Annotated in this window: 20 protein-coding genes; 8 read left to right on the top strand and 12 right to left on the bottom strand. The window is 49.7% G+C overall.

Annotation, left to right across the window (positions count from 1 at the left end; all coding sequences use genetic code 11):
* The first annotated feature begins 20 nt into the window (after positions 1-20).
* The 3 genes from GRF55_RS08920 to GRF55_RS08910 all read left to right on the top strand — a co-directional run bounded on the left by GRF55_RS08920 (position 21) and on the right by GRF55_RS08910 (position 3,595).
* Positions 21-1,229, top strand: coding sequence for a uracil-xanthine permease family protein (locus GRF55_RS08920; RefSeq protein WP_220368073.1), 1,209 nt, complete (start codon positions 21-23; stop codon positions 1,227-1,229).
* 264 nt (positions 1,230-1,493) lie between these two features.
* The gene (gene lpxB, locus GRF55_RS08915) at positions 1,494-2,651 is read left to right on the top strand and encodes a lipid-A-disaccharide synthase (RefSeq protein WP_220368072.1); all 1,158 of its coding nucleotides are present in this window, start codon (positions 1,494-1,496) and stop codon (positions 2,649-2,651) included.
* Between the two features lie 119 nt (positions 2,652-2,770).
* Complete coding sequence (locus GRF55_RS08910; RefSeq protein ID WP_220368071.1) at positions 2,771-3,595, top strand: class I SAM-dependent methyltransferase; 825 nt, start codon at positions 2,771-2,773, stop codon at positions 3,593-3,595.
* Positions 3,596-3,607: 12 nt separating this feature from the next.
* On the opposite strand, the gene GRF55_RS08905 is transcribed toward GRF55_RS08910, so the two are convergent.
* From GRF55_RS08905 to GRF55_RS08875, 7 genes are all read right to left on the bottom strand, one after another.
* On the bottom strand, positions 3,608-3,904 hold the full coding sequence (locus GRF55_RS08905) for a SemiSWEET family sugar transporter (RefSeq protein ID WP_220368070.1): 297 nt from the start codon (positions 3,902-3,904) through the stop codon (positions 3,608-3,610).
* A gap of 151 nt (positions 3,905-4,055) precedes the next feature.
* On the bottom strand, positions 4,056-4,706 hold the full coding sequence (locus GRF55_RS08900; RefSeq protein ID WP_220368069.1) for a flavodoxin: 651 nt from the start codon (positions 4,704-4,706) through the stop codon (positions 4,056-4,058).
* A gap of 135 nt (positions 4,707-4,841) precedes the next feature.
* Complete coding sequence (locus GRF55_RS08895; protein ID WP_255563780.1) at positions 4,842-5,279, bottom strand: aldo/keto reductase; 438 nt, start codon at positions 5,277-5,279, stop codon at positions 4,842-4,844.
* A 61-nt stretch (positions 5,280-5,340) separates the two neighbouring features.
* On the bottom strand, positions 5,341-5,868 hold the full coding sequence (locus GRF55_RS11785) for a DapH/DapD/GlmU-related protein (protein ID WP_220369682.1): 528 nt from the start codon (positions 5,866-5,868) through the stop codon (positions 5,341-5,343).
* 10 nt (positions 5,869-5,878) lie between these two features.
* On the bottom strand, positions 5,879-6,397 hold the full coding sequence (locus GRF55_RS08885; protein WP_220368068.1) for a flavodoxin: 519 nt from the start codon (positions 6,395-6,397) through the stop codon (positions 5,879-5,881).
* A 193-nt stretch (positions 6,398-6,590) separates the two neighbouring features.
* The gene (locus tag GRF55_RS08880; protein ID WP_255563779.1) at positions 6,591-7,310 is read right to left on the bottom strand and encodes a hypothetical protein; all 720 of its coding nucleotides are present in this window, start codon (positions 7,308-7,310) and stop codon (positions 6,591-6,593) included.
* Positions 7,311-7,374: 64 nt separating this feature from the next.
* The gene (locus GRF55_RS08875; protein ID WP_220368067.1) at positions 7,375-8,394 is read right to left on the bottom strand and encodes a carboxymuconolactone decarboxylase family protein; all 1,020 of its coding nucleotides are present in this window, start codon (positions 8,392-8,394) and stop codon (positions 7,375-7,377) included.
* 710 nt (positions 8,395-9,104) lie between these two features.
* Here GRF55_RS08875 and greA point away from each other — a divergent pair.
* Positions 9,105-9,569, top strand: coding sequence for a transcription elongation factor GreA (gene greA / locus GRF55_RS08870; RefSeq protein ID WP_220368066.1), 465 nt, complete (start codon positions 9,105-9,107; stop codon positions 9,567-9,569).
* Between the two features lie 444 nt (positions 9,570-10,013).
* Positions 10,014-10,580, top strand: a complete 567-nt coding sequence (locus GRF55_RS08865) for a hypothetical protein (protein ID WP_220368065.1) — start codon at positions 10,014-10,016, stop codon at positions 10,578-10,580.
* Between the two features lie 115 nt (positions 10,581-10,695).
* On the opposite strand, the gene GRF55_RS08860 is transcribed toward GRF55_RS08865, so the two are convergent.
* The 5 genes from GRF55_RS08860 to GRF55_RS08840 form a co-directional block, all read right to left on the bottom strand.
* On the bottom strand, positions 10,696-11,505 hold the full coding sequence (locus GRF55_RS08860; RefSeq protein ID WP_220368064.1) for a helix-turn-helix transcriptional regulator: 810 nt from the start codon (positions 11,503-11,505) through the stop codon (positions 10,696-10,698).
* A gap of 58 nt (positions 11,506-11,563) precedes the next feature.
* On the bottom strand, positions 11,564-13,291 hold the full coding sequence (locus GRF55_RS08855) for an acyl-CoA dehydrogenase family protein (protein WP_220368063.1): 1,728 nt from the start codon (positions 13,289-13,291) through the stop codon (positions 11,564-11,566).
* Between the two features lie 186 nt (positions 13,292-13,477).
* Positions 13,478-14,500 (bottom strand): electron transfer flavoprotein subunit alpha/FixB family protein, encoded by a 1,023-nt coding sequence (locus GRF55_RS08850; RefSeq protein WP_220368062.1) that lies wholly within the window; start codon positions 14,498-14,500, stop codon positions 13,478-13,480.
* 159 nt (positions 14,501-14,659) lie between these two features.
* Positions 14,660-15,532 carry an electron transfer flavoprotein subunit beta/FixA family protein gene (locus GRF55_RS08845; protein WP_220368061.1) on the bottom strand — a complete coding sequence of 291 codons (873 nt, stop codon included), beginning with the start codon at positions 15,530-15,532 and terminating at the stop codon, positions 14,660-14,662.
* A gap of 176 nt (positions 15,533-15,708) precedes the next feature.
* Positions 15,709-16,794 (bottom strand): alkaline phosphatase family protein, encoded by a 1,086-nt coding sequence (locus tag GRF55_RS08840; RefSeq protein WP_220368060.1) that lies wholly within the window; start codon positions 16,792-16,794, stop codon positions 15,709-15,711.
* Between the two features lie 595 nt (positions 16,795-17,389).
* On the opposite strand from GRF55_RS08840, the gene dnaG reads away from it, so the two are divergent.
* The 3 genes from dnaG to cls are packed head-to-tail and all read left to right on the top strand — an operon-like array spanning position 17,390 to position 22,515.
* Positions 17,390-19,309: a DNA primase gene (gene dnaG, locus GRF55_RS08835; protein WP_220368059.1), complete on the top strand. Its 1,920-nt coding sequence runs from the start codon at positions 17,390-17,392 to the stop codon at positions 19,307-19,309.
* A 14-nt stretch (positions 19,310-19,323) separates the two neighbouring features.
* Positions 19,324-21,072 (top strand): hypothetical protein, encoded by a 1,749-nt coding sequence (locus tag GRF55_RS08830; RefSeq protein WP_220368058.1) that lies wholly within the window; start codon positions 19,324-19,326, stop codon positions 21,070-21,072.
* 18 nt (positions 21,073-21,090) lie between these two features.
* Entirely contained in the window at positions 21,091-22,515 is a 1,425-nt protein-coding gene (gene cls, locus GRF55_RS08825; RefSeq protein ID WP_220368057.1) for a cardiolipin synthase, read from the top strand.
* Positions 22,516-22,621 lie beyond the last annotated feature (106 nt).

The following is a 22,621-nucleotide window of genomic DNA, read 5'->3' as shown; positions in this document are numbered from 1 at the left end:
ACTAAAAGAATATCAAGACCATGGAATTAACAACAACCCGTAAAACAATCGTCGGCATCCAGTTCCTGTTCGTAGCCTTTGGTTCGACAGTTCTCGTGCCTCTGCTCGTCGGACTCGACCCCGCAACAGCCCTCTTTTCCGCCGGACTTGGCACGTTCATCTTCCATCTCGTCACAAAAGGCAAGGTACCCATCTTCCTCGGTTCGAGCTTCGCCTTTATCGCCCCCATCATTGCAGCCTCGCAGCAGTGGGGAATGGCAGGAACCATCGCAGGAATGGCAGGCGTGGCCCTCGTCTATTTCATCATGTCAGTGCTCATACGGTGGCAAGGCAAGCGCCTCTTGGACCGACTGTTCCCACCCGTCGTCGTCGGACCGGTCATCATACTCATCGGACTATCGCTCTCCACGGCAGCCGTAGATATGGCAAAAGAAAACTGGATACTCGCCATCGTCTCACTCATAACAGCCATACTCGTGCTCACCCTCGGACGGGGATTGCTCAAACTCCTGCCCGTCGTGTGCGGCATCATCGCGGGATACATCCTCGCAGTCAGCATGGGACTCGTAGATTTCACCAGCATACAGGAAGCATCATGGTTTGCACTGCCGCCAAGCATCGCACACTTCCAGCTGCCACAGTTCTCTTGGGAACCGTTCATCTTCATGATACCAGTGGCGATAGCGCCTGTTATCGAACATATCGGTGACGTTTATGTCGTAGGTGAAGTGGCAAAGAAAGACTTTGTCAAAGAGCCGGGACTTCATCGCACCATGTTCGGTGACGGACTCGCTTGTCTGGCGGCATCACTGATAGGAGGACCTCCCGTCACTACCTATAGCGAAGTGACAGGAGCCATGCAAATTACGCGTGTCACCCATCCGCAAGTCATCCGCATTGCAGCTGCCACAGCCATCGTGTTCTCCGTCATCGGAAAACTTAGCGCCGTTCTCAAAAGCATTCCTAATGCCGTCCTCGGAGGAATCATGCTGCTGCTCTTCGGCACAATAGCCAGCGTCGGCATCCAAAACCTCGTCAACAACAAAGTGGACCTCAACCAGACGCGCAACATCATCATCGTCAGCGTCGTACTCACGATGGGCATCGGAGGAGCCGTCTTCACATTCGGCACATTCTCCGTCAGCGGAATAGGACTCTCAGCCATTGTCGGCGTGTTGCTCAATTTGCTGTTGCCGAAATCGAAAGCGGTGGAGAAGGGAAGCGAATAAGGAAACAATTCGCACCTTCTTGTTGTACTTTTACAAACCAAATTCAGTGAGTTTGGTCATCAAATTCACTGAAATTGGTCATCAAATTCACTGAATTTGGTTTTAAGGACTTCAAGGAATGGCTTCATATTCGCTCCGTTTCGTTCTTTTGATGTATGAATTTGGATATTTCAAAGAAAGCGGTTACCTTTGTCGCGTGATAGCCATGATTTCGTATATGGATAGGAACGGGCTGTCAGGTTCTAACAGAAAACCACGAAAGAAATGAAATACTATCTGATAGCCGGTGAGGCGAGTGGCGACCTTCATGCATCCAGACTGATGCGCTCGTTGAAGGAGGTTGACCGAGAGGCGGATTTCCGCTTCTTCGGAGGCGACCTGATGTCTGCCGAAGGAGGCTTCCGTGTGAAACACTATCGCGACATGGCTTATATGGGATTTATCCCTGTGCTTCTGCATCTCAAGACGATATTCAAGAACATGTCTATCTGCAAACGCGATATCGAGGAGTGGAATCCCGATGCCGTCATCCTGGTCGATTATCCGGGCTTCAACCTGAAGATTGCAAAACACGTTCATTCGAAGCTGGGAATACCCGTCTATTACTATATCTCACCCAAGATATGGGCATGGAAGGAATATCGCATCAAGAATATTCGTCGCGATGTGGACGAGCTGTTTTCCATCCTGCCTTTCGAGGTGGACTTCTATGAGAAGAAGCATCACTATCCGATTCACTACGTAGGGAACCCAACGGCAGACGAGGTGTCCGTCTTTCATGCCCGATATCAGGAAACGATGGAAGAATTTACCGACCGCCACGGAGGACTGGACGGTACCCGACGACCCATCATCGCCCTGCTGGCAGGCAGCAGAAAACAGGAAATCAAGGACAATCTTCCGGCAATGATTGAAGCGGCTAAGGAGATAGACGGCTATCAACTGGTGGTTGCCGGTGCTCCATCGATAGATGACGAGTATTACGAGAAGTTCATTGCCGGCAGCGGAGTGAGTCTGGTCAGAAACGATACCTATGCGCTGCTGGAACAATCTACGGCAGCATTGGTCACGAGCGGTACGGCAACGCTCGAAACGGCACTCTTCGGCGTGCCGCAAGTGGTGTGCTATGAGACACCGCTGCCCGCACTTATCGGATTCCTTCGGAAGCATCTGCTCAAAGTGAAATACGTCTCGCTGGTCAATCTCATTGCCGACGAGGAAGTGGTGACAGAGTTGGTAGCCGAGAAATTCTCCGTTGCAAATATCCGGGAAGAGCTCGTCAGACTCCTTCCCAATGCAGCGGACGGGCATCGTGAAAAGATGATTCAGGGCTACGAAAAAGTGCGCCGGTTGTTAGGCAGCGAGAAAGCTTCGGAAAATGCGGCACGCCAGATTTACGACCTGCTGCACAGAGAAGCGTGAGCGCCACGTCAAGAAGGATAAATCCTATCATGGCATTATGCCCCTCTTGCGCAAATTTCATCGTTTTTAGGTATTGTCCCGATGGCAAATCCTATTTACTTTTGCACAAAAAGAGAGATATGGAAAAACTTCAAGGCATAGCAGACACCCTCTACATCCCTTTAGTGGCAAGAATTATTGTGTCAAAACAATTCCCCGACTATTTCCGTGATGAAAAAGCGTTGGAACTGGAGGCAAACCTTCCGGCAAAGTGGCAGCACATAATGCTCGCTTCAAGGGAGTATGAAAATATGGCTTCAGTGGCGCGTTATTACAATATCGACGACATGACCCGCCGATTTATAGCCAGAAATGAACGGTGCAATATCATACACCTTGGTGCCGGATTAGACACCTCATATCATCGGATAAAACCAACATCAGCAAAGTTCTATGAAGTCGATTTGCCAGATGTCATCGCCCTGCGCCGGGAATTGCTCGGAGAGACCGATGGAGAAATCCTCCTGGGAGAAGACATGTTCGAGATAGAGTGGGCTGAAAAGATAGATTGCTCACTGCCGACACTGTTTGTAGCATCAGGAGTGTTTCAATATTTCCCTCATGACCGGTTAACGGACTTTGTACAAAAACTCGGAAAAAACTTTCAAAAAGCAGAATTGATTTTTGATGCGACCAATCAAGTTGGAATCCATGTGGCAAACTTCTATGTGCGCCGTCTCGGCAATCGCAATGCACCGATGCCATTCTATGTCAATCGGGCAAGAACTTTTGCACGCGAGACGGGAACCACGTTGTTGGAAAGCCGCCCGTTTTTCACCGAAACACGACGGATATTGGGGCATCGCCTGACGTTCTTTACACGCATGGCAATGCTCATAGGAGATAAATTCAAAATGTCAAAGCTGATACATCTCCGGCTTGGACAAGAAGAGATGAACACATAAGAGATGTTTTCGTCAATTCGGTTGTCGCTTTTTGAAATAGTCATTATAGACCTTAATCCCAAACACGATGATGCTACAGGTCATCGTCACCAGGTTGGTCAGAAAGAGCGACCAGATGATGTCGGGCTTATGCAGCAGTCCCTGAAGCATAAAAGCCATGGCACCGATACCCATCATCATGAACGTGGGCAGGGCGATGTCGTCGGTCTTGCGTGTGCGAATTGTGCGTATGGCTTGCGGCAGGTAGCCGAGAATCATTCCGATACTCGCCACCCAGCCACAAATCTCATAGAATGTTCCTTGTTCCATCTTGCAAATCTTTTTGTCTGCAAAGGTAATACTTTTTCCCCAATAACGTAAATCTGAGAAAAATAATGCGCTCAAAAACACTCCGCATATACCTACAAAAGCGGTAAGGCGTCAAGTGAGAGGAGTGGAACGAGGAATGTCGTCGAACCGTTTATTCCCCAAAACCTAAGCTTTTGAGCCATTTCACAACCGTCGATTTGTGGGTGCGAACGTCGTGACCGTACATTGAAAAGCCGTTGAGGACGTTGGCTTTCGGATAGGCTTTGCGCACATCATCCACACAGCTGCCCAGACCGCTACCCTCATGGGTGGTGAACGGAATCAGGGTTTTGCCGTTGAGGTCATACTTCTTGAAGAACGTGAACATCACCTGCGGATAGGTTCCCCACCAGACAGGATCGCCGATGAAGATCGTGTCGTAGTCGTCAAGATTGTCAATGGAACCCTCAAACTCAGGCAGTTTGCCGTTTTGCTGTTCCTTCTTCGCCAAATCACACAGCGGCCGATATGCCATGCCGTCGTATTTATGTGTCACGATTTCAAACTGGTCGGCTCCCGTGATTTCCGAGATGTAGTCGGCAACAATCTTCGTGTTGCCCACCTCAATGTTTCCTACGGCATAGTTGTCGCCGGCGTGAGAGAAAAATACGACGAGCAACTTGCCGCCTTCCTTCGCAACGGCCTTGGCTTCCGCATTCTTTTCGGCGCCGTTCATGTTTCCTTCAAACTTCTTGTTTCCGCTGCACGCGGTGGACACCAGCAGACAGAGCGCTGACGCCAAGATGTACTTCATTGTTTTCATATGATTCATTTTTTTTTAATCAAAGGCAAAGTTATGAAACCCCGGCCTTTTGATGGAATACAAATTTCGGGTATGTTTACCATTTTTGCACATACCGTTGTTTTCAGGTTTCCTTGCTGATGTGAGGTGAAGGTTTTACCCCAACTGATATTCTCCTGTGCGGATGGCAGCAATGACACCACCGTCAATGAGCAAGTCGGTACCGGTTATGAACCGGGCATGCTCGCCGAGCAGGAAGGCAGCGGCTTCGGCTATCTCGTCGCTCGTTCCCACGCGCTGGGCAGCACTGGCGTCAATCATGCGCTGGTAACCCTCGCCGTATTCGTTGGGCCACAGCTTGCTCGTGATCCAAATCTCAGAACGGTCGATACCGCTGTCCTTCACGGCACGTCCCACGCTGCGCTCGTTCTGGTAGGCATGAGCCGTGTCGATGTGGCGGTAACCGCATTTCAAGGCGGTCATCACCGAGTTGTAAGTTTCTTCACCATCAGGAATGCTATACACTCCCAGTCCGAACTGAGGCATCTTCACGCCGTTGTTCAACGTCAGATACGTCTGATTCTTCTGTGCCATAATCGTAACACTCATTAAAGTCATTAAACTCAAAATAATTTTTCTCATAAGGCTCCTTTATTTATTCTATATTCTTAATCAACTTTGCGGGATTTCCGCCCACGATGGTATTCGGGGCAACATCTTTTGTGACCACTGCACCGGCAGCAACGACCGCATTTTCACCGACGGTCACACCAGGGAGAATGGTAGCCCCGGCACCTATCCACGCGTTGCGACAGATGTGGACGGGTTTGCAGATAAGGATGGGATGGTCATGCAGGTCGTGGTTGTTGGAAATCAGTTGTGCGTTGGCGGCAATCATCACGTCATCGTCGATGGTAATGCCTCCGCGCGACATCATCAGACATCCGCCCATAATCATCACATTCCTGCCAATCTTCACTTGGTTGGCACACACGAGATTGAGAGGCGGCAGCACCATGCTTCCCTCACCGATATTTCCTTCAAAAAGTTCTTTTACCAACTGATTGTATTCATCGGTGTAGGGCATCGTATGATTGATGCCGAATACCAGTTTCACGTCACGCATACCACGCTCCATCTCCTCGGGAGTCGTCTTTCTGGGGTCAACTCTGAATGCTTCCATCATCATGAGGTTATTTTGTCAGGTTTACGATTGATTGTACTTCGTGGTCAGCATTTGCCGCCTCTGCTCCGTGGATGGGTGTTCCGTTGAGTACGGTTGCCGTGGGGCAGAGCTTCTTGATGAAGCGTTCGCTGCTGCCCATTCCACTGCCTTCGTTGGTGCAGAACGGGATGATGGTCTTGCCCGTGAAGTCGTAGCTTTCGAGGAAAGTATAGCAGACCATGGGCATGGTGCCCCACCAGTTGGGATAGCCAAGTATGATGGTGTCGTATTGGTCGATGCTGTCCAGTGGATTCTTCACTTCCGGACGAGCCTGTTCCCGCAGTTCTTTCTTGGCTTCTTCAATGCACGTCATGTACGATTTGGAGTATTCGTAGGTCGTGTCAATCTGGAATATGTCGGCTTCGGGTAGCAGGTCCTTAATCTTCTGTGCCACCACTTCCGTGTTTCCAAGTTTCAGTTCACGGATGCTTCCGTTCACATAGTTTTCCCCGCGACGGGAGTAATACGCAATCAATGTCTTTTTCATTTGTTTTATGTTTTTGATAATTTGAATGATTCTCACCATTGGATTTCAACGGCAAAGGTACGGGAACTCCGCGAAACTTGTGTTACACAAATTTCGGAGAGAATTGTCAAAAACGGAGAATGTGATTGTTTGGAGCGAAAAGGTTGCAGCGCATCGGTGGTGCAGGAGCACTCATGCTGTCCTCGCCGCTTCCTTATTGCAAGATTTTCTTGATTTGTTTTTCCGTTGCTTCGGGCAGCAGTCGGGTGAGATGCTCCTCCATGTGGCGATACGACTCTTCTGGAGTTCTTGAACATCGGCAGGCATCCGCACCGAGCAGGTGTTCGGGCGTGGTGAGCAGTGACCATCCGAAACCGTATTCCCGCCCGTGTTTGTCGGTTGGATAGACGAAATCTTCGGTGACGATGTGGCAACCCATTTGAAGGCGGTTGATGAAAGCGTCAAACTTTCCGCGCATCTTCGGTCCGGTCATTCCGCAGGCAGCCCGCAACTCTCGTGCTATCATGCTGCCATTCTCACGTAAGGTCTGCAGGATGATGTCCTCAATGGTGCCCTCTTCAGGGATGGGATGCTTACTGCGTCGCCAGTTGTAGAAGTCGTGCCACCACTTGCGGCTGATGAAGCCAGCCTTGCCGGCAAAGAATTTCCCGTAAACGCAGTTGCCTTCGGTCACGACAGAGCTCTTCCATTGCCATAGCGGCCACTCCCAAGAACCGTCTGGAAACTCCGTGAAACGGCATTCCTCAGCCATTAATGCTTCGGCGCTGTAGCCTTCTATTCCACTCTCCAGCAGTGGAAGAAATCCCACTTGCTGAATGCAGTCTATCAGTTCGGGACATGAATGAATCAAGTGGCGCCCTTCTGCGTCGTTCTTTTTCCAATGGTGCTTGAAGTATTCTACGAATGTGCTCATGCTTTTTTTGTGTTTTATGGAAAGGGCTTGATGGCTGACCGATAAGTTTGTCTTGTTATATTGTCTATTGCAGTTTGTCATACACCTCGTCGGTCACGGGTTCCAGCCATTCGTTGCTGGCTCCTTCCTCCACGTGCGTATGGTAGGTCAGGTGTTGGAACCATGAATCGCGGGCAGCGCCATGCCAGTGCTTGGTTTCGGCAGGGATGGCAATGACCGTTCCGGGGGTCATCGGTACAGGGTCCTTTCCCCATTCCTGGTACCAGCCGCGACCGCTTACGCAGATGAGCACCTGCACCTGCTTGTGGTGGATGTGCCAGTTGTTGCGGCAGCGCGGCTCGAAAGTGACGTTGGCAGGACCGCCGTTCTGTGCATCCATCGGTGCCAGATAACTATTGCCTGTGAAATATTGTGCATAAGCCGTGTTGGGTTCGCCTTTTGGAAAACCGCTGCGCAGGGTGTATCCCTCGCTGTCGAGCCACTGGCTGAGTTCATCCACCAGTTCCTGACTGTTGCCCATGTTTACGGCGCCCAGCTTGTGGGCGTTCAACTGCGGGGCAACGCCGTCGAGACCGCTCAGTGCTGCTACGGTGACGATCTCGCGGTCGGCAGCCGAGAGCTGGTCGCCGGCGAAGATGTCGCCGAAGAGATGTGACTTCAGGTAATAGTCGTTTTGCGGACAGAAAGCATAGTCAAACGGCTTTCCGGAGAGTTGTGTCTGATTCTTCTTGCCCAGTTCATAGGCTTTCCGTGCATCGTCCCATTCCTTAGGACGTTTCCAGGGCTTACCTTCTTTCCAATTCGGATTATTGCCTTCTTGCAACACTTTGCTCAATACGCCCAGCGCATTCAGCGAACGTGGAAAGCCTGTGTAGGCATAGAGTTGCGAGAGAGCCTCTTTCAGTTCGTTGATGGTCACGCCGTTGTCCAGAGCCTGTCGCACGGCAGGTTCCAATCTCTTCAGGTCGCCTTGTGCCATCAGGCATGCACATGCAGCCAATCCCTTCTGACGCTCTGTCAGCGTCTGTCCTTGTACTGTTGTCATAGTCAATACTGCCATCATGATTGTGATGATTCGTTTCATATTCGTAAATGTTTTTAGTTTTGTTCATCCCTGTCTCCAAATTTTATGGGAGGAGGTTCATCAACTGGATGCAAAATTACGGAATTTATCAAAAGCGTTAGTTACACAAATTTCGGGGAATTTTATCAAAAACAGACTTTCGCTCCCAATCGGTTATAAGACCTGTTACTTTAACGTGAATTTGGCGAAAAAAAACACCAAAACACATCCTGTATAAACATGCGGAAAAGGGCGCATAAATATGCAGTTGAACTTTCGTTTTCCAAAAGGGGAACTTTTGCTTTCCAAAAGTGCCACTTTTAGCTCCTAAAAGTTCCCCTTTTGGAGTGCGAAAGTGGCACTTTTGGAAAGCCGTTTTTAAAGTATTGAAATTCAAAGGTTTACAAATTGCCCTCCAACCGCTCCTCCCATGCATAAATATACAAAAGTGGGAGGCGGCTTAACGGGTGGAATGAGGGGACGGCATGAGAAGCGTCATAAAATTTTCGTCATTCTTATGTCGGACTCACGCCACATTATTTTATATAATATATGCTCTGTCGGTTGATGAGAGGGGTGGTGGTTTGCTCTTCCGTCCTTTACGTCTGGGGAATGGAAAGTGGCGTTTTTTCTCTCCGTTTTGCCTGTTAGTCGCTATATTTTAAGGGGTACGGGCGTGTGTGTTCGTCTTTTTTTCGTAACTTCGCATCCGGAAAAAGAAAAAGACTGATATGGAATATATGTCTCAGGAAGGCTACGACAAGCTCGTAGCCGAGTTACGACAGTTGGAGAGTGTGGAACTTCCGCAGGTGAGGGAGGCGATTGCCGAGGCGCGCGACAAGGGCGACCTCAGTGAGAACTTTGAGTATCATGCAGCCAAGCGTGAACAAGGGAGGCTGTTGAGCAGGATTCGCTACAAGCAGAGAGTGCTGGCTCATGCCCGCGTGATTGACATGTCGAACCGCACGAGTGACTGCATCCAGTTGCTCAGTAGGGTGGAAATCACCAATCTGGGAAATAACAGCCGGATGACCTATACGCTCACCAGCCCTCACGAGGCCAACCTTCGCGAGGGAAAAATCTCCGTCAAGTCGCCCATAGCACAGGCGTTGCTCAACAAGAAGGTGGGCGATGTCATTGAAGTGCGCGTGCCTGCCGGCACCCTACGCCTGCGCGTAGAACGTATCGAAATGTAATCTGAAAAAACATGAGAAAGCATTATAAAAAGGATATACGGAGGCAGATGTTCTTTTATAAGAGAGAAAATGTGTTCATAAATTCTTTTTGTATTCCCTTTTTTTGTATCTTTGCAATGTATCCAAAATATAAGTTGAACGAAACCTGTTGCCTATGGACTAATAAAACAGACAAAAGACATATAGATAAGAAGCGTTAGCTTTATTCTTGTTTTCTCTCGAAATCGCCAATTAGAAGAAAAACGTTCAAGAGTAGAAGTCTCAACGCTCACGTCATGACTGACGTGGGCTTTTACTCGTAATTGGAACGTTTGACGTGTTTGGCGATACGTGAGAGAAACTGATGACGAAGTTGAAGAGTCCACGTTTCTTTTCTGTCTCAGCTAAACAACAGTAAGTGGCTCATAAAAATATTCACGTCTAACATTATTAAGGATTAAAATCATGAAAAAGATTATTTTAGCGTTAATCGCCGGTATCGTAGTGGTACATGCAAATGCACAGAACAAAATAACTGTAGATGAACCTGAATTTTCGGGACAGGTGGTATATGTGAAGACTGACACAGAAGGGCTTTTACTGCCTAAAGAAAATGCTCAGATAAAAACAAAAGCTGGTGCATCTCTTTATCTCGTGGGTATTGGAAGCATCAAGTCGCGCCTGCATATACAAGGAAAAACGGCTAAGACACGCATTCCTCAATCGGCCTTGACAAAATTTATCGTCCGTGCGGTAGATAATAAGACTGATCCTTTGCAAATCATTAACATCATTCAGTTTGATATAAAAGGCAATGCTCGACGTGCAGAGATGTCGAAGTCAAATTCATTTGGAGGTGACTCAAGCAACAATATGAAGCGGATGGATTTCAATGCCAAGAAGTATGGTGAGGATTCTTATCTCGTTGCGATTGACAATCTGCCAGCTGGGGAGTATGGTATCTATGTGACCAATCCGAATGAAAAGGATGAAAAGAATTCATTGGTTATTGCTACTTTTGGAGTAGATTAAAAGATTGGATTGTTTGAATTGACGTACGCTCCGGGGTTTGGAAAAAACGCCGGGGCGTATTTTCGTGACAGGTAGGCTGAACATGGGTCCTATTTGTGGGAATGGCTCCAGGCATCTATTCCCTGAAATCGGTGGGCTTGGCTCCGAGATTGTTCTGGACGTATCGGCTGAAGTGGGAGAGGGACGAGAAGCCGAACAGGTCGCTGATTTCGGTAAAAGAGCGTGTGCGGTCGCGCAGCAGTCGGCTGATGTCGAGCGCGGTATAGCGCGTAATCCAATAGTTGGCAGGCAGTCCGCTCACCTTTTTCGACACCTCGCTGAGATATTTGGGTGTGACGCAGAGTTTGTCGGCGTAATATCCTATCTCGCGATTCTGTCGGAAATCGCCTCGTTCCAGTAAGTCGATAAACTGCTGCATCAGCTGCTGGTATTGTGTGGAAATCTTATCGAAGCCATACAGTTCTGCGTGGAAGTCGAAGAAGTCGAGTATCATCGTCTGCACGGCATTGATGAGTACGTCGCGGAAGAAGTGGTGTTGCGGCTGCGAGAGGCGTTGCCTGATGACGGAGAAGTTGTTGATGCAGCGTTTCTGTTGTTCTTCCGTGAGGCGCATGATGGGATTGTCGAACAGCGCCAGATGTCCCTTCATGCCATAGTTGCTCTGCGGTGTTGCCACCTGAAGGAACTCCAGTGTGGCAGATATCACGTCCACGCGGAAGTCCTTGCTTTCCTCAAGATGCTCTATCATGTCGCGCCGACAGGGGATAATCATACAGTCGCCCTTACCGAAGCGGAAGGCTTGGTTGTTGTAGGTAAACGTGCAATATCCTTCATGACAATAGGCATGGCACAGATAGTCGGTGAATTTTGTGTCACCGATGTTCTGGAGCGTGTCATCTATGATGATATGTTGTATGGTATCCATCTGCCAAATAACGCAAATTCCCCTTTGTGAGGGGAATTTGCTAAATGTTGTTCAGTGATTATTCTTTGCATTCACACTCCCTTGCCGTGAAGCTTTTGAGGTCTTCGGGCGTGAAGTGGCGCACATAAACGGTCTTTCCGAGTACGTTCTCTTCTGCCATGCGCACATAGACGTTGGCGCTCTTGGCGAAGAGTTCGGGTGCCCGGCTGGCATCGTCGAGGATGAGGAGCGACATCATAATCTCTGCCGTCATGTCGTAGAGTCGGCGTGCGAGGAAGTCTTGCGCGTCTTGGTTGTTCAGTTCCTTGACGTAGTTGAGTGCCTCCTCGTAGTTTTTCACCATGCCTTCCACGCGCACTTTGAGCGGTTTCATCTCGTCGCTGACTTCCTTTTCGAGCATTTCCTTCATCAGGTTGAGGTATGTTCCGTTGGTGATGTAGCGGATGGCTGCCACCACTTGCAGCTGCGTCGTTCCCTCGTAGATGGAGAAGATGCGTGCGTCGCGATAGAGTCGCTGACACTTATATTCCATGATAAAGCCCGAACCGCCGTGCACCTGAATCGCGTCGTAGGCGTTCTGGTTGGCATATTCCGAGTTCATACCCTTTGCCAGTGGTGTGAAAGCGTCTGCCAGTCGTGAGTAGAGCTTCTGTTCCTGGCGCTCTTCGGGAGTCAGCGTACGCTCACGGGCGATGTCTTCCAGTGCTTTGTAGATATCGACGTAGCGGGCTGTCTGATAGAGGATGCTGCGTCCGGCATCGAGTTTTGCCTTCATGCGGCTGAGCATGTCATATACGGCGGGGAAGTCGATGATGGCGGTATCGAACTGACGGCGCTCCTTGGCGTAGGCGAGTGCTTCGTTGTAGGCAGCCTGCGACAGACCTGTCGATTGTGCGGCGATGCCCAGGCGGGCTCCGTTCATGAGTGCCATGACGTATTTGATAAGTCCGAGGCGTGTGCTTCCGCAGAGTTCAGCCTTCGCATTCTTGTAGGTCAGCTCGCAGGTGGGCGAACCGTGAATACCGAGTTTGTGCTCGATGTGGCGCACATCCACGCCGCCGTCGCGCTTGTCGTAGATGAACATCGAGAGTCCGCGACCGTCACGGGTGCCTTCTTCCGAACGTGCCAGCACGAGGTGGATGTCTGAATCGCCGTTGGTGATGAAGCGTTTCACACCGTTCAGTCGCCAGCAATCGTTCTCTTCGTCATAGGTTGCCTTGAGCATCACGCGCTGGAGGTCAGAACCTGCGTCGGGCTCGGTGAGGTCCATTGACATGGTTTCACCGGCACAAACACGCGGGATGTACTTCTGGCGCTGTTCTTCTGAGCCAAATTCGTAGAGGGTCTCGATGCAGTCTTGCAGCGACCAGATGTTCTGGAAGCCGGCATCTGCCGTCGAAACAATCTCCGAAGCCATTGAGTACGGTGTGATGGGCATGTTCAGTCCACCGTAGCGACGTGGCATGGAGATGCCCCAAAGACCTGCTTTGCGCGTAGCGTCGATATTCTCGAAGGTCTTCGATGCGTAAATCATGCGTCCGTTTTCGAGATGCGGACCTTCGAGGTCAACACTCTCAGAGTTTGGTTCGATGATGTTCGCAGCGATGTCGCCCGTGATATCGAGCAGTTGCTTATAGTTCTCGATGGCGTCGTTGTAGTCAACGGGCGCATCTTCATACTTATCTTTATCCGCAAAGTTGCGTTCTTTCAACTCAACGATGCGCTTCATCAGCGGGTGATGAAGATGAAATTCCAATTCGGGATGGTCAGTAAAATAGTTTGCCATAATTATTTTCTCTTTATTCCTTTCAATTCCTTATATAAATTGTATGCAAAGTATAAGGCAAATAATACGTTCAACACTTTTGAAAAGATGTGTTTAGTGCAATCTGCCTCCATGGTGATGGCAAACCATATATTTGCAACCACCAATGCTGCATAGAAAAGAACCGAGAGGATGGTTAGTTTCATTTTACTTTGAATTCTGTTTGTAGTACTTAATCAGTTTCGGAACAGTTTCCTCCACCGTGCCTACAATCACGTAGTCGGCAATCTTGTTGATTGGCGCTTCGGGGTCGTTGTTGATGGAGATGATGATGCCTGAGTCCTGCATACCGGCGATATGCTGAATCTGACCAGAGATACCGCAGGCGATATATACCTTCGGATGAACGGTGACACCCGTCTGACCAATCTGTCGGTCGTGGTCAATCCATCCAGCATCGACGGCGGCACGCGAGCCACCCACTTCGCCGTGGAGCACTTTGGCGAGTTCAAACAGCTGGTCGAAACCTTCTTTTGAACCGACGCCGTAACCGCCGGCTACGACGATGGGCGCACCTTTCAGATTGTGCTTGGCTGCCTCGACGCGGTGTTCAAGCACTTTCACTACGAAAGCCTCGGGGCTGACATACTTGGACACTTCGGGGTAAACCACTTCTTTGCGGCATTCGCCGTCGTAAATGGCTTTCTGCATCACGCCTGAGCGGACGGTTGCCATCTGCGGACGGTGGTCGGGATTGACGATTGTTGCCACGATGTTACCGCCGAATGCAGGACGAATCTGATAGAGCAGATTTTCGTAAGTCTTACCCGCTTTCTTGTCCTCGTACGGACCGATTTCCAGTTCCGTACAGTCGGCTGTCAGTCCGCTGGTGAGCGATGAGCTGACACGTGGTCCGAGGTCGCGTCCGATGACCGTTGCTCCCATGAGACAGATCTGCGGCTGTTCCTCCTTGAAGAGGTTCACCATGATGTCGGTATGTGGTGCAGAAGTGTATGGGAAAAGTTCCGGAGCATCGAATACGAAGAGTTTGTCAACGCCATAAGGCAGAATCTGTTCTTCAACCTTACCTTTGATATCGGTACCGATGACGACGGCATGGAGCTCTACGCCGAGTTGGTTGGCGAGCTTGCGTCCTTTCGTCAGCAATTCTTGAGAGACCTCTTGAACGAGGGTGTTCTCTATCTCTATATATACAAATACGTTGTTCATAATCTTTTTCAATTTGACAAAAAGAATTTATATGATTTAATCGTCGTTATCATTATTGTTGTTATCGAAAAACAAAAGATAGATGATTATTGCCAGTATGGGGTGCTCTTTGCACCAGGCAATTATTCGACCGAGTAAACCCATAAAAACTTTTCTATTTTATCCGATGATTTTTTCTTCCAACAATTCTTTGATCATTCCCTCTACGTCAGCATCAGAAGCCGTCAAAGTTTTCGACTCTTTTGCCTGGAACACGATGTTTTTCACGGCTTTCACCTTCGTCGGAGAGCCGGAAAGACCACACTGGTCGGCATCGCCATCTACGTCAGCCACGCTCCACTGGTTGAGTGTCAGATAAGGACGCTCGTCGTAGAGGTAGTTGTACTCGTTGTTGTCTTCGGTACGTTCCATCGGACAGGTAGCACGCTTGTACTTCATCACCAGTTTGGCGTTGCACGGACGGCAGGGGGCTGCGCTTCCGTTGACCGTCACGACGACGGGCAGCGGTGCTTCAACAGTCTCCACACCACCGTCGATGACGCGACGGATAGTAGCCACGTTGTTTTCTATCTTCAGAATCTCTTCTGCGTATGTCACCTGGTTGAGTCCCAGTTTCTGGGCTACCTGTGGACCCACCTGTGCGGTGTCGCCGTCAATAGCCTGTCGTCCACCGATGACGATGTCCACGTCGCCGATTTTCTTGATGGCTGTTGCCAATGCATAACTCGTTGCCAATGTGTCGGCACCGGCGAAAAGACGGTCGGTCAGCAACCAGCCCGTATCAGCGCCGCGATACAATCCTTGTCGGATGATTTCACCGGCGCGCGGCGGTCCCATTGTCAGAATACCTACTGTAGAGCCCGGATGCTGCTCCTTCAGCCGGAGCGCCTGTTCCAAGGCATTCAAATCTTCGGGGTTGAAGATGGCAGGCAGAGCGGCGCGGTTGACCGTTCCTTCGGCGGTCATGGCATCTTTGCCCACGTTTCTTGTGTCGGGTACTTGCTTGGCAAGTACAACAATTTTCAAACTCATAGAATTTATGTATTATAATATGTGTATTTCGTTTATCGGCGCAAAAGTACGCATTTTTTGCTTTGTGGCAAAGAAAAATGCTGAAAATTGCACAATTGATACCGTTTTGTGCACAAATGTCATTGTTTGTGCAATTTTGTTCTATTCTTCACTTAGTCGTAAACGCCGGTACACTTTCATTTGACAAAGAAGAATTTCTTTCCGATGTCCTTGCCTTCGGGCTTGAAGTCGATGCCGAGCAGTGCGGCAATGGTCGGTGCAATCTGTTTGTTGTAGAACGGTCCGTTGTTCTCCGTCTCACCCAGTGCGGGAATATCCTTTCCGAAAGCCATAAGCCATGTTTCTTCCGAGAGGTCGGTGTTGGTTCCGTGGTCGGTCCATTGCTTGCCGATGCCTCTGCCGTGGTCGCAGGTCACGATGAAGGTGGTCTTGTCCCGATAGAACGGATCGTCCTGCGCCTGCTGCCAAAGTCTCTGGATGAACGAATCGTTGTGTGTGGCAGCCATCAGATAGTGGTCGTAGCGCCCGTTGTGAGCAAATTCGTCGGTCTCTCCGAATGACACGTACAGCACTTTCGGCTTGTGGTTTTTCATTGCTTCGGAGGCATATCGGTAGGTGATGTAGTCGAGCGTGACGTCTCCCCAGAACTCGACCATCTCGCGTTTCATGTCGTCCAGGAAAGTCTCGATGACCGATGGGTTCTCCGTGGTGGTGGGCATGTATTTTCCTGCCTGCACGGGAAATCCGCATCGTTCGTCGTTCAGGATATAGCGCACGGTTCCCCAGCAGGCGTATGCCATCACGCTGTTATTGTATTTTTTCGATTTGTTGGCAACCTCGAGCACGTTGATGTTCGGGTTGGGAACATTGTCGTTGCTGTTGATGCGCTCGTCGTCAGCCCATCCGCAGAGCGTTTCCGAGTATCCCGGATAGGAGAATTTATATTTGTTGCTGACCTGCATGAGGCTGTTTTTCCATCGGTTGCCGATGATGAGACCATGTTGCTTGATGTAGCCCCACGTAAAAGGCATGAGTGCCATTCGGCGCTCGTCCTGAGTCGGTCGCCAGTAGAGGTCGGTGATTCCCTTCGTGTTCGGAGCATATCGCTTCACGTTGATGATTGCAGTGTCTGCCCCGTTGAACAATTCCTGCCAGCGCAGCCCGTCGAGCATGATGAAGATGACTCGGCGGTCGTTGTCCGTCTGTGCCTTCACGTTGCCGAAAAGGGCTGTGAGTGCCAATAAGATAAAGAGTTTTTTCATGTCATATTGATGTTTTAGTGAATATAGCAATACCTAACGGGAACAATTCTCCGTGTTCCAATCCTCTGCAAAGATAGCAAAAACTCCTTTGATTGACGAACGATTTTACAGAAAAGTTGGATTTCATTCTGCCTTTTTCCGCTATTTTGTCACCCGGAAGGGGTTGTCGTGTCGGCATATTTTTTTACAAAAAACATCGTTTGGCGAGCGCATGATGGACGTTCGCGGCAACATTCGACATTGTATATTTATGCGTATGTGCAGAGATGACAAGGCGTTTTGCAAATATTTGATAATCAATACGTTAAGAAGTGCTTTCCAAAAGTGCCACTTTTAGGAGCCAAAAGTGCCACTTTCAGGACGCAAAAGTTGGACTTTTGGAATGTGAAAGTTCAACTGTATATTTATACGCCCTTTTCTGTATGTTTATGCAAGCGGAAATACGCAAGTTCAACCCAATGTCCGATGAGGGATAATTCGTGCGAATTTAGCTCGACTTTTACGCAAAATTATTTCTTTTTCTCGACCCGTAATTCGAGAATTTTGTCTAAATTTGCAGTCAGATAGATTGAAGTGAGGTTTTAACCTACGTGTGATGGCTATAGACAGGGCTACGGTAGATAGGATTATGGACGCCGCGAACATCGTGGATGTGGTGTCGGAGTTTGTGTCGCTGCGCAAGCGGGGCACGAGCTATAAGGGCTTGTGTCCGTTCCATGACGACACGACGCCCTCGTTCTCCGTGTCTCCCTCGCGCGGTGTCTATAAGTGTTTCGCCTGCGGGAAGGCTGGCAATGCGGTCAACTTCATCATGGAACATGAGCAGATGACCTATGTCGAGGCACTGCGGTGGCTGGCTAATAAGTATCACATAGAGATAGAAGAGCGCGAGATGACCGACGAGGAGCGTCGGCAGCAGAATGAGCGCGAGTCGATGTTCATCGTGAATGAATGGGCGGCAAAATACTTCCAACGGATTCTGCACGAGCATGAAGACGGCCGTGCCATCGGTCTGCAGTATTTCCGTTCGCGCGGTTTCCGTGACGATATCATCGAGCGTTTCCGTCTGGGATTTTGTCTGAACCAGCGCGATGCGATGGCAAAGCAGGCGCTCGGTGAAGGTTTCAAGGAAGAGTTTCTGCTGAAGACGGGCTTGTGCGGCAAGCGCGACAATGGTCAGTATTTCGACCGTTTTGGCGGTCGCGTCATCTTCCCGTGGATCAGTGTGAGCGGCAAGGTGACGGCATTCGGCGGTCGTCTGCTCGATTCGCGCACGAAGGGTGTGGCGCAGAAATATGTCAATTCGCCCGATTCCGATATCTACCACAAAGACCACGAACTGTATGGCATCTACCAGGCGAAGAAAGCCATCGTCAAGGAAGACCGCGTCTATATGGTGGAGGGCTATACCGACGTGATAGCCATGCACCAATGCGGTATCGAGAACGTCGTCGCCAACTCGGGAACGGCGCTGAGTGTCTTCCAAATCAAGATGTTGAGGCGCTTCACACAGAACATCACGCTGCTCTACGACGGCGATGAGGCGGGCATCCACGCTGCCATGCGCGGAACAGACATGCTGCTGGCAGAAGGTATGAACATCAAGGTGCTGCTCCTGCCCGACAATGAAGACCCCGACAGCTTCGCACGCAGCCACACGGCAAGCGACTTCCGGGCGTATATCGAGGCACATCAGACGGACTTCATGGAGTTCAAAACCACAGTGTTGCTCAAAGGAGTGGACGACCCCATCAAGCGTTCCGAGGCCATCAGCAACATCGTGAAAACCATCTCCGTCATCAAAGACCCCATCATCCGTGCCACCTATATCAAAGAATGTTCGCTGCGCATCGGTATAGCCGAGCAGACGCTCATCACGCAGATGAACAAGTTCATTCGCAGTCAGCGCGAGGAAGACCAGAAGACGGCGGAACGCGAGGCGCGCAACCAGCCGCCGCCCGAACCTTTGCGTCCCGCAGAGCCCACGGAGCGGATGACGAAGGTGGAGCAACTGCTGATTGAGATGGTGATGAGACACGGAGAGGAAGTCATCCTGAACACGGAAGGGCAGGACGTGAATGTGGCGCAATTCATCTATTACAGCCTTTCGGAAGACGGCATGTCGTTTCAGAACGGGCTGTATAATAAGGTGTTGGAAGAGGTTATCAACCACTGCGATGAGCCCGGTTTCAAGGCAGAAACATACTTCACACACCACTCCGACATCGAGATCAACACGCTTGCTGCCAAGTTGTGTACCGACCGCTTCATGCTCTCGCCCAGTATGCAGGTGCGCCAGGAGGAAGACTCGTTGAAGCAGCAGGTCGTACACCTGCTCTATGATTTCCAGCTGGGACACGTGGAGATAGAGTTGCAACAGCTCAAGCGGGAACTCAAGCAATGCGATGGTGACGTGGAGAAAATGATGGCACTCATGAAAAGTATAAAAGACTATCAGGAACTGCGCAACAAGATAGGGCAGAAACTTGGAAGGAAAATAGTAGGAATCAGATAAAAACATTCGGAAAAATGATATATGTTCTTTTATTGGTCATTATAGCACTCTTGATGTTGCTCCCCAGAAACTGGGAGGGACTCGTTCCCTATGTCAAGCGGATGAGCGGTCGGCAGAGTGCAAATACGGCAGATGTAAAGACGGTGGAGGCGCTGATAGACAAGGCTTTGCAAGAGATGAGCTGTAATCCTGTCTGGGAAGATGATGCGGAAAGCAGGGTCGTGAAATACGATTATCAGAACGGACATTTCAATATGAGGATAGAGCCGAAGAAATCTTTCGTGAGCATGTCCTATCTCTTTTTCTTCAACACCTCCATGGAAAACCTCTCGTTGGTGCGCAGTCTCTGCAACCAAGTGAACATGAACTCGGAGATAGAGCGTGTGGTCTATTCGCTGAACGAAGAGAAAAACGAAATAGACCTGCACATCATTACAGGCATAAAACCCACCAAGGAAGGCACGGTCGAGATGCTGAAACGGGTCATGGCAAACATCTTCGGCTGGCAGAATGCGTTCGTCAGACGGTTCAATGAACTCATCGACGAAAGCGGGAAAGCAGAAGGAGGCGACAAAGAACTGTCTGATGCCGAATGGCAGCGCGAACTGTTCCTGCTGAGGCAGCAAGAGTTGATTCATCAGTCTGTCGGCGAAGTCAGGCAGCAAGAGGGTAGCCCCCTCGCATTAGGGACGTTGGTCAAGAAAGTGATGGGCATGGAAGGTTTTGCTCCGTCCGAGATGACGGTGGCGGGCAGCGGGATAGAAAGCATTAACGGTAGGACGGAAATATTCTCCTACGACCTTTCTTCGCCACTGATAAAGGATAAAAAGTTTGTCGCTCAGGAGGCGGTTCTCCGTTTGAGCTATTTCGACCTCCGCCAGCCCGATGTGCGCCGGCAGATGACAATCCACCTTCATGCCGAAAAGGAAGATGCCAACACGATGTATTTCCGTGTGACAGTCACCGTCATACCGCTCTCCGTCAGCAGAAGCGTGGCGTTTAATACCCCCTTGAACCATGGAGAAGTCAATTCGGTGTTGGTGGCATACGACCTCACACCCTCCAAGCAGCGCACCGATGAGTTTCTCTACATGTGGAAAGAAGCGCAGGAGAAACAGAAAAACGGTGAGGAAGAAACGTTGAGCGACGAGCAGCGTCTTATCAGCGAATGTGTAGATAAAAAGACGGCGGAAAACCTGTATCGTGGCAGACAACTGTATCTGAACGAGCGCTTTTACGAGGCACTGTTCTATTTAGAAGCTGCTTACATGGAGCTGGCTCCTTATTTTGAGCAAATGAAACCGACGGTGAAAGAGAAATTCTACGACCTTTGCTTCTATTTAGGATTCTGCTACACAGAGCTGAAGCAATATAAACAGGCGTATTACTATCTGGATATCGTTTCGGGACTCCACCGCATCACCTACACCACGGAGTTTGTTAATTGCATGGTCAATTCGGGAGACATCCGCTCCCTCTCCTATATAGAACAGCTAATCAACCAGATGCGCATGGAGCAGGAACTCGGAGATGATGATGAAGACACAGCACCTCAGGAACATTTGACGAAGTTTGTCAACTTCCTGAAACGGAGAAAAGCCTATGTCTTGATAGAACGGCGGCAGTTTGAAGAGGCAAAGACGCTGCTGAACGAGCTGCTTGAGGACCCGGAAAGCAATGATTTCGCCATCAGCGAACTGGCGTATATCAAGCGGATGGAGAGTCATCTTCCCGAAGATTCAAACATCGAAGACTTAGGTTAAAGGCAAACACAGACAAGCATGATATATTTCCACTGGCTCATATTGCTCCTCTATTCGCTGATAGTGCTCGGTGCGATGGTTGCCGTCTTGCTCGACAACCGCCAGCCATCGAAGACGATGGCGTGGTTGCTGGTGCTGGTGTTTATCCCCGTTATCGGAATCGTGCTGTATTTCTTCTTCGGGCAGAACACCCGAAAGGAGAAAATCATTAGCAGGCAAAGCCTTGACCAACTGACAAAGCGTTCGATTCTGAATTTCGTTGAGCAACGCGACCTGAAACTCCCCGAAACCTATCGGACGCTCATCAGGCTGTTTTCCAACGAAGGACAGTCCCTTCCTTTTAAAAATAACAAGGTGGATATATTCACCAACGGCCATGACTACTTCCTCGCATTGTTGGCGGCAATCGGGCGGGCGCAACATCACATCCATCTGGACGTATATATCTTTGACGATGACTCGTTGGGCAATTTGATAGCGGATGCACTGATAGACAAGTCGAAGCAAGGCGTTGAAGTAAGGGTCATATACGACGATGTCGGATGTTGGAAGGTGCCTTCGTCCTTCTTTGAGCGGATGCGTGATGCGGGAATCGACGTACATGCGTTCATGCCCGTGAAATTTCCGGCATTTACGAGCAAGATGAACTATCGCAACCATCGTAAACTATGTATCATTGACGGACACGAAGGGTTTATCGGAGGAATGAATATCGCACAACGCTATGTGAGCGGTCGCAACGGAGAGCCGTGGCGCGACACCCATCTCCGCATTCAGGGCGCAGCGGTATATGGTATTCAGAGTGCATTCCTGATAGATTGGTATTTTGTTGACCGCACGCTGATTTCCGACCGGATATATTATCCGGAAATCGAACGGAAACACGAAAATGACTGTTTGGCGCAGGTGGTCACCAGCAATCCCACGAGCCGATGGCCGGAGATAGAACAGGGCTATGTGAGAATCATCCTCGAAGCCCGTCGGTATGTGTATATGGAGACCCCGTATTTCCTGCCTACCGAACCTGTCCTTTCCGCCATGCGAACGGCAGCTCTGGGAGGTGTCGATGTGCGGTTGATGCTTCCTGAACGGACAGACACGAAGTTGGCTGAATGGGCAGGTCGGTCGTATGTGCTGGAAGCCCTTGAAGCTGGAGTCAAAGTGTATTATTACAAGGCAGGATTCAACCATTCCAAGCTCTTGGTTTGCGATGACCTCCTCTGTTCGTGCGGTTCCACTAATATCGATTTCCGCAGTTTCACCAATAATTTTGAGGCGAATGTCTTTTTCTATAACGAGGGAATGGCGATTCGCATGAAGCAGGTGTTCTTGCGTGATCAGGAAAATTGCAATGTCGTTGAAGACCTCTCGGTGTTGACCAACCGTCCGTTCGTCAATCGTCTGTGGGAATCTTTCGTCCGTCTTTTCTCTCCATTGCTGTAAACAGGTACTGTCAAGAGGAGGTTGTCTCTTTTCCTAAAGACATAAACTTCGTACGGATATACGCCGAAAAACACACATAACATCGGTAATATATTTTGTTTTTTCG

Origin of the sequence: Prevotella sp. Rep29 (assembly GCF_019551475.1) — a bacterium.
GTDB lineage: Bacteria > Bacteroidota > Bacteroidia > Bacteroidales > Bacteroidaceae > Prevotella.
This window is presented reverse-complemented; position numbering and strand designations above follow the sequence as displayed.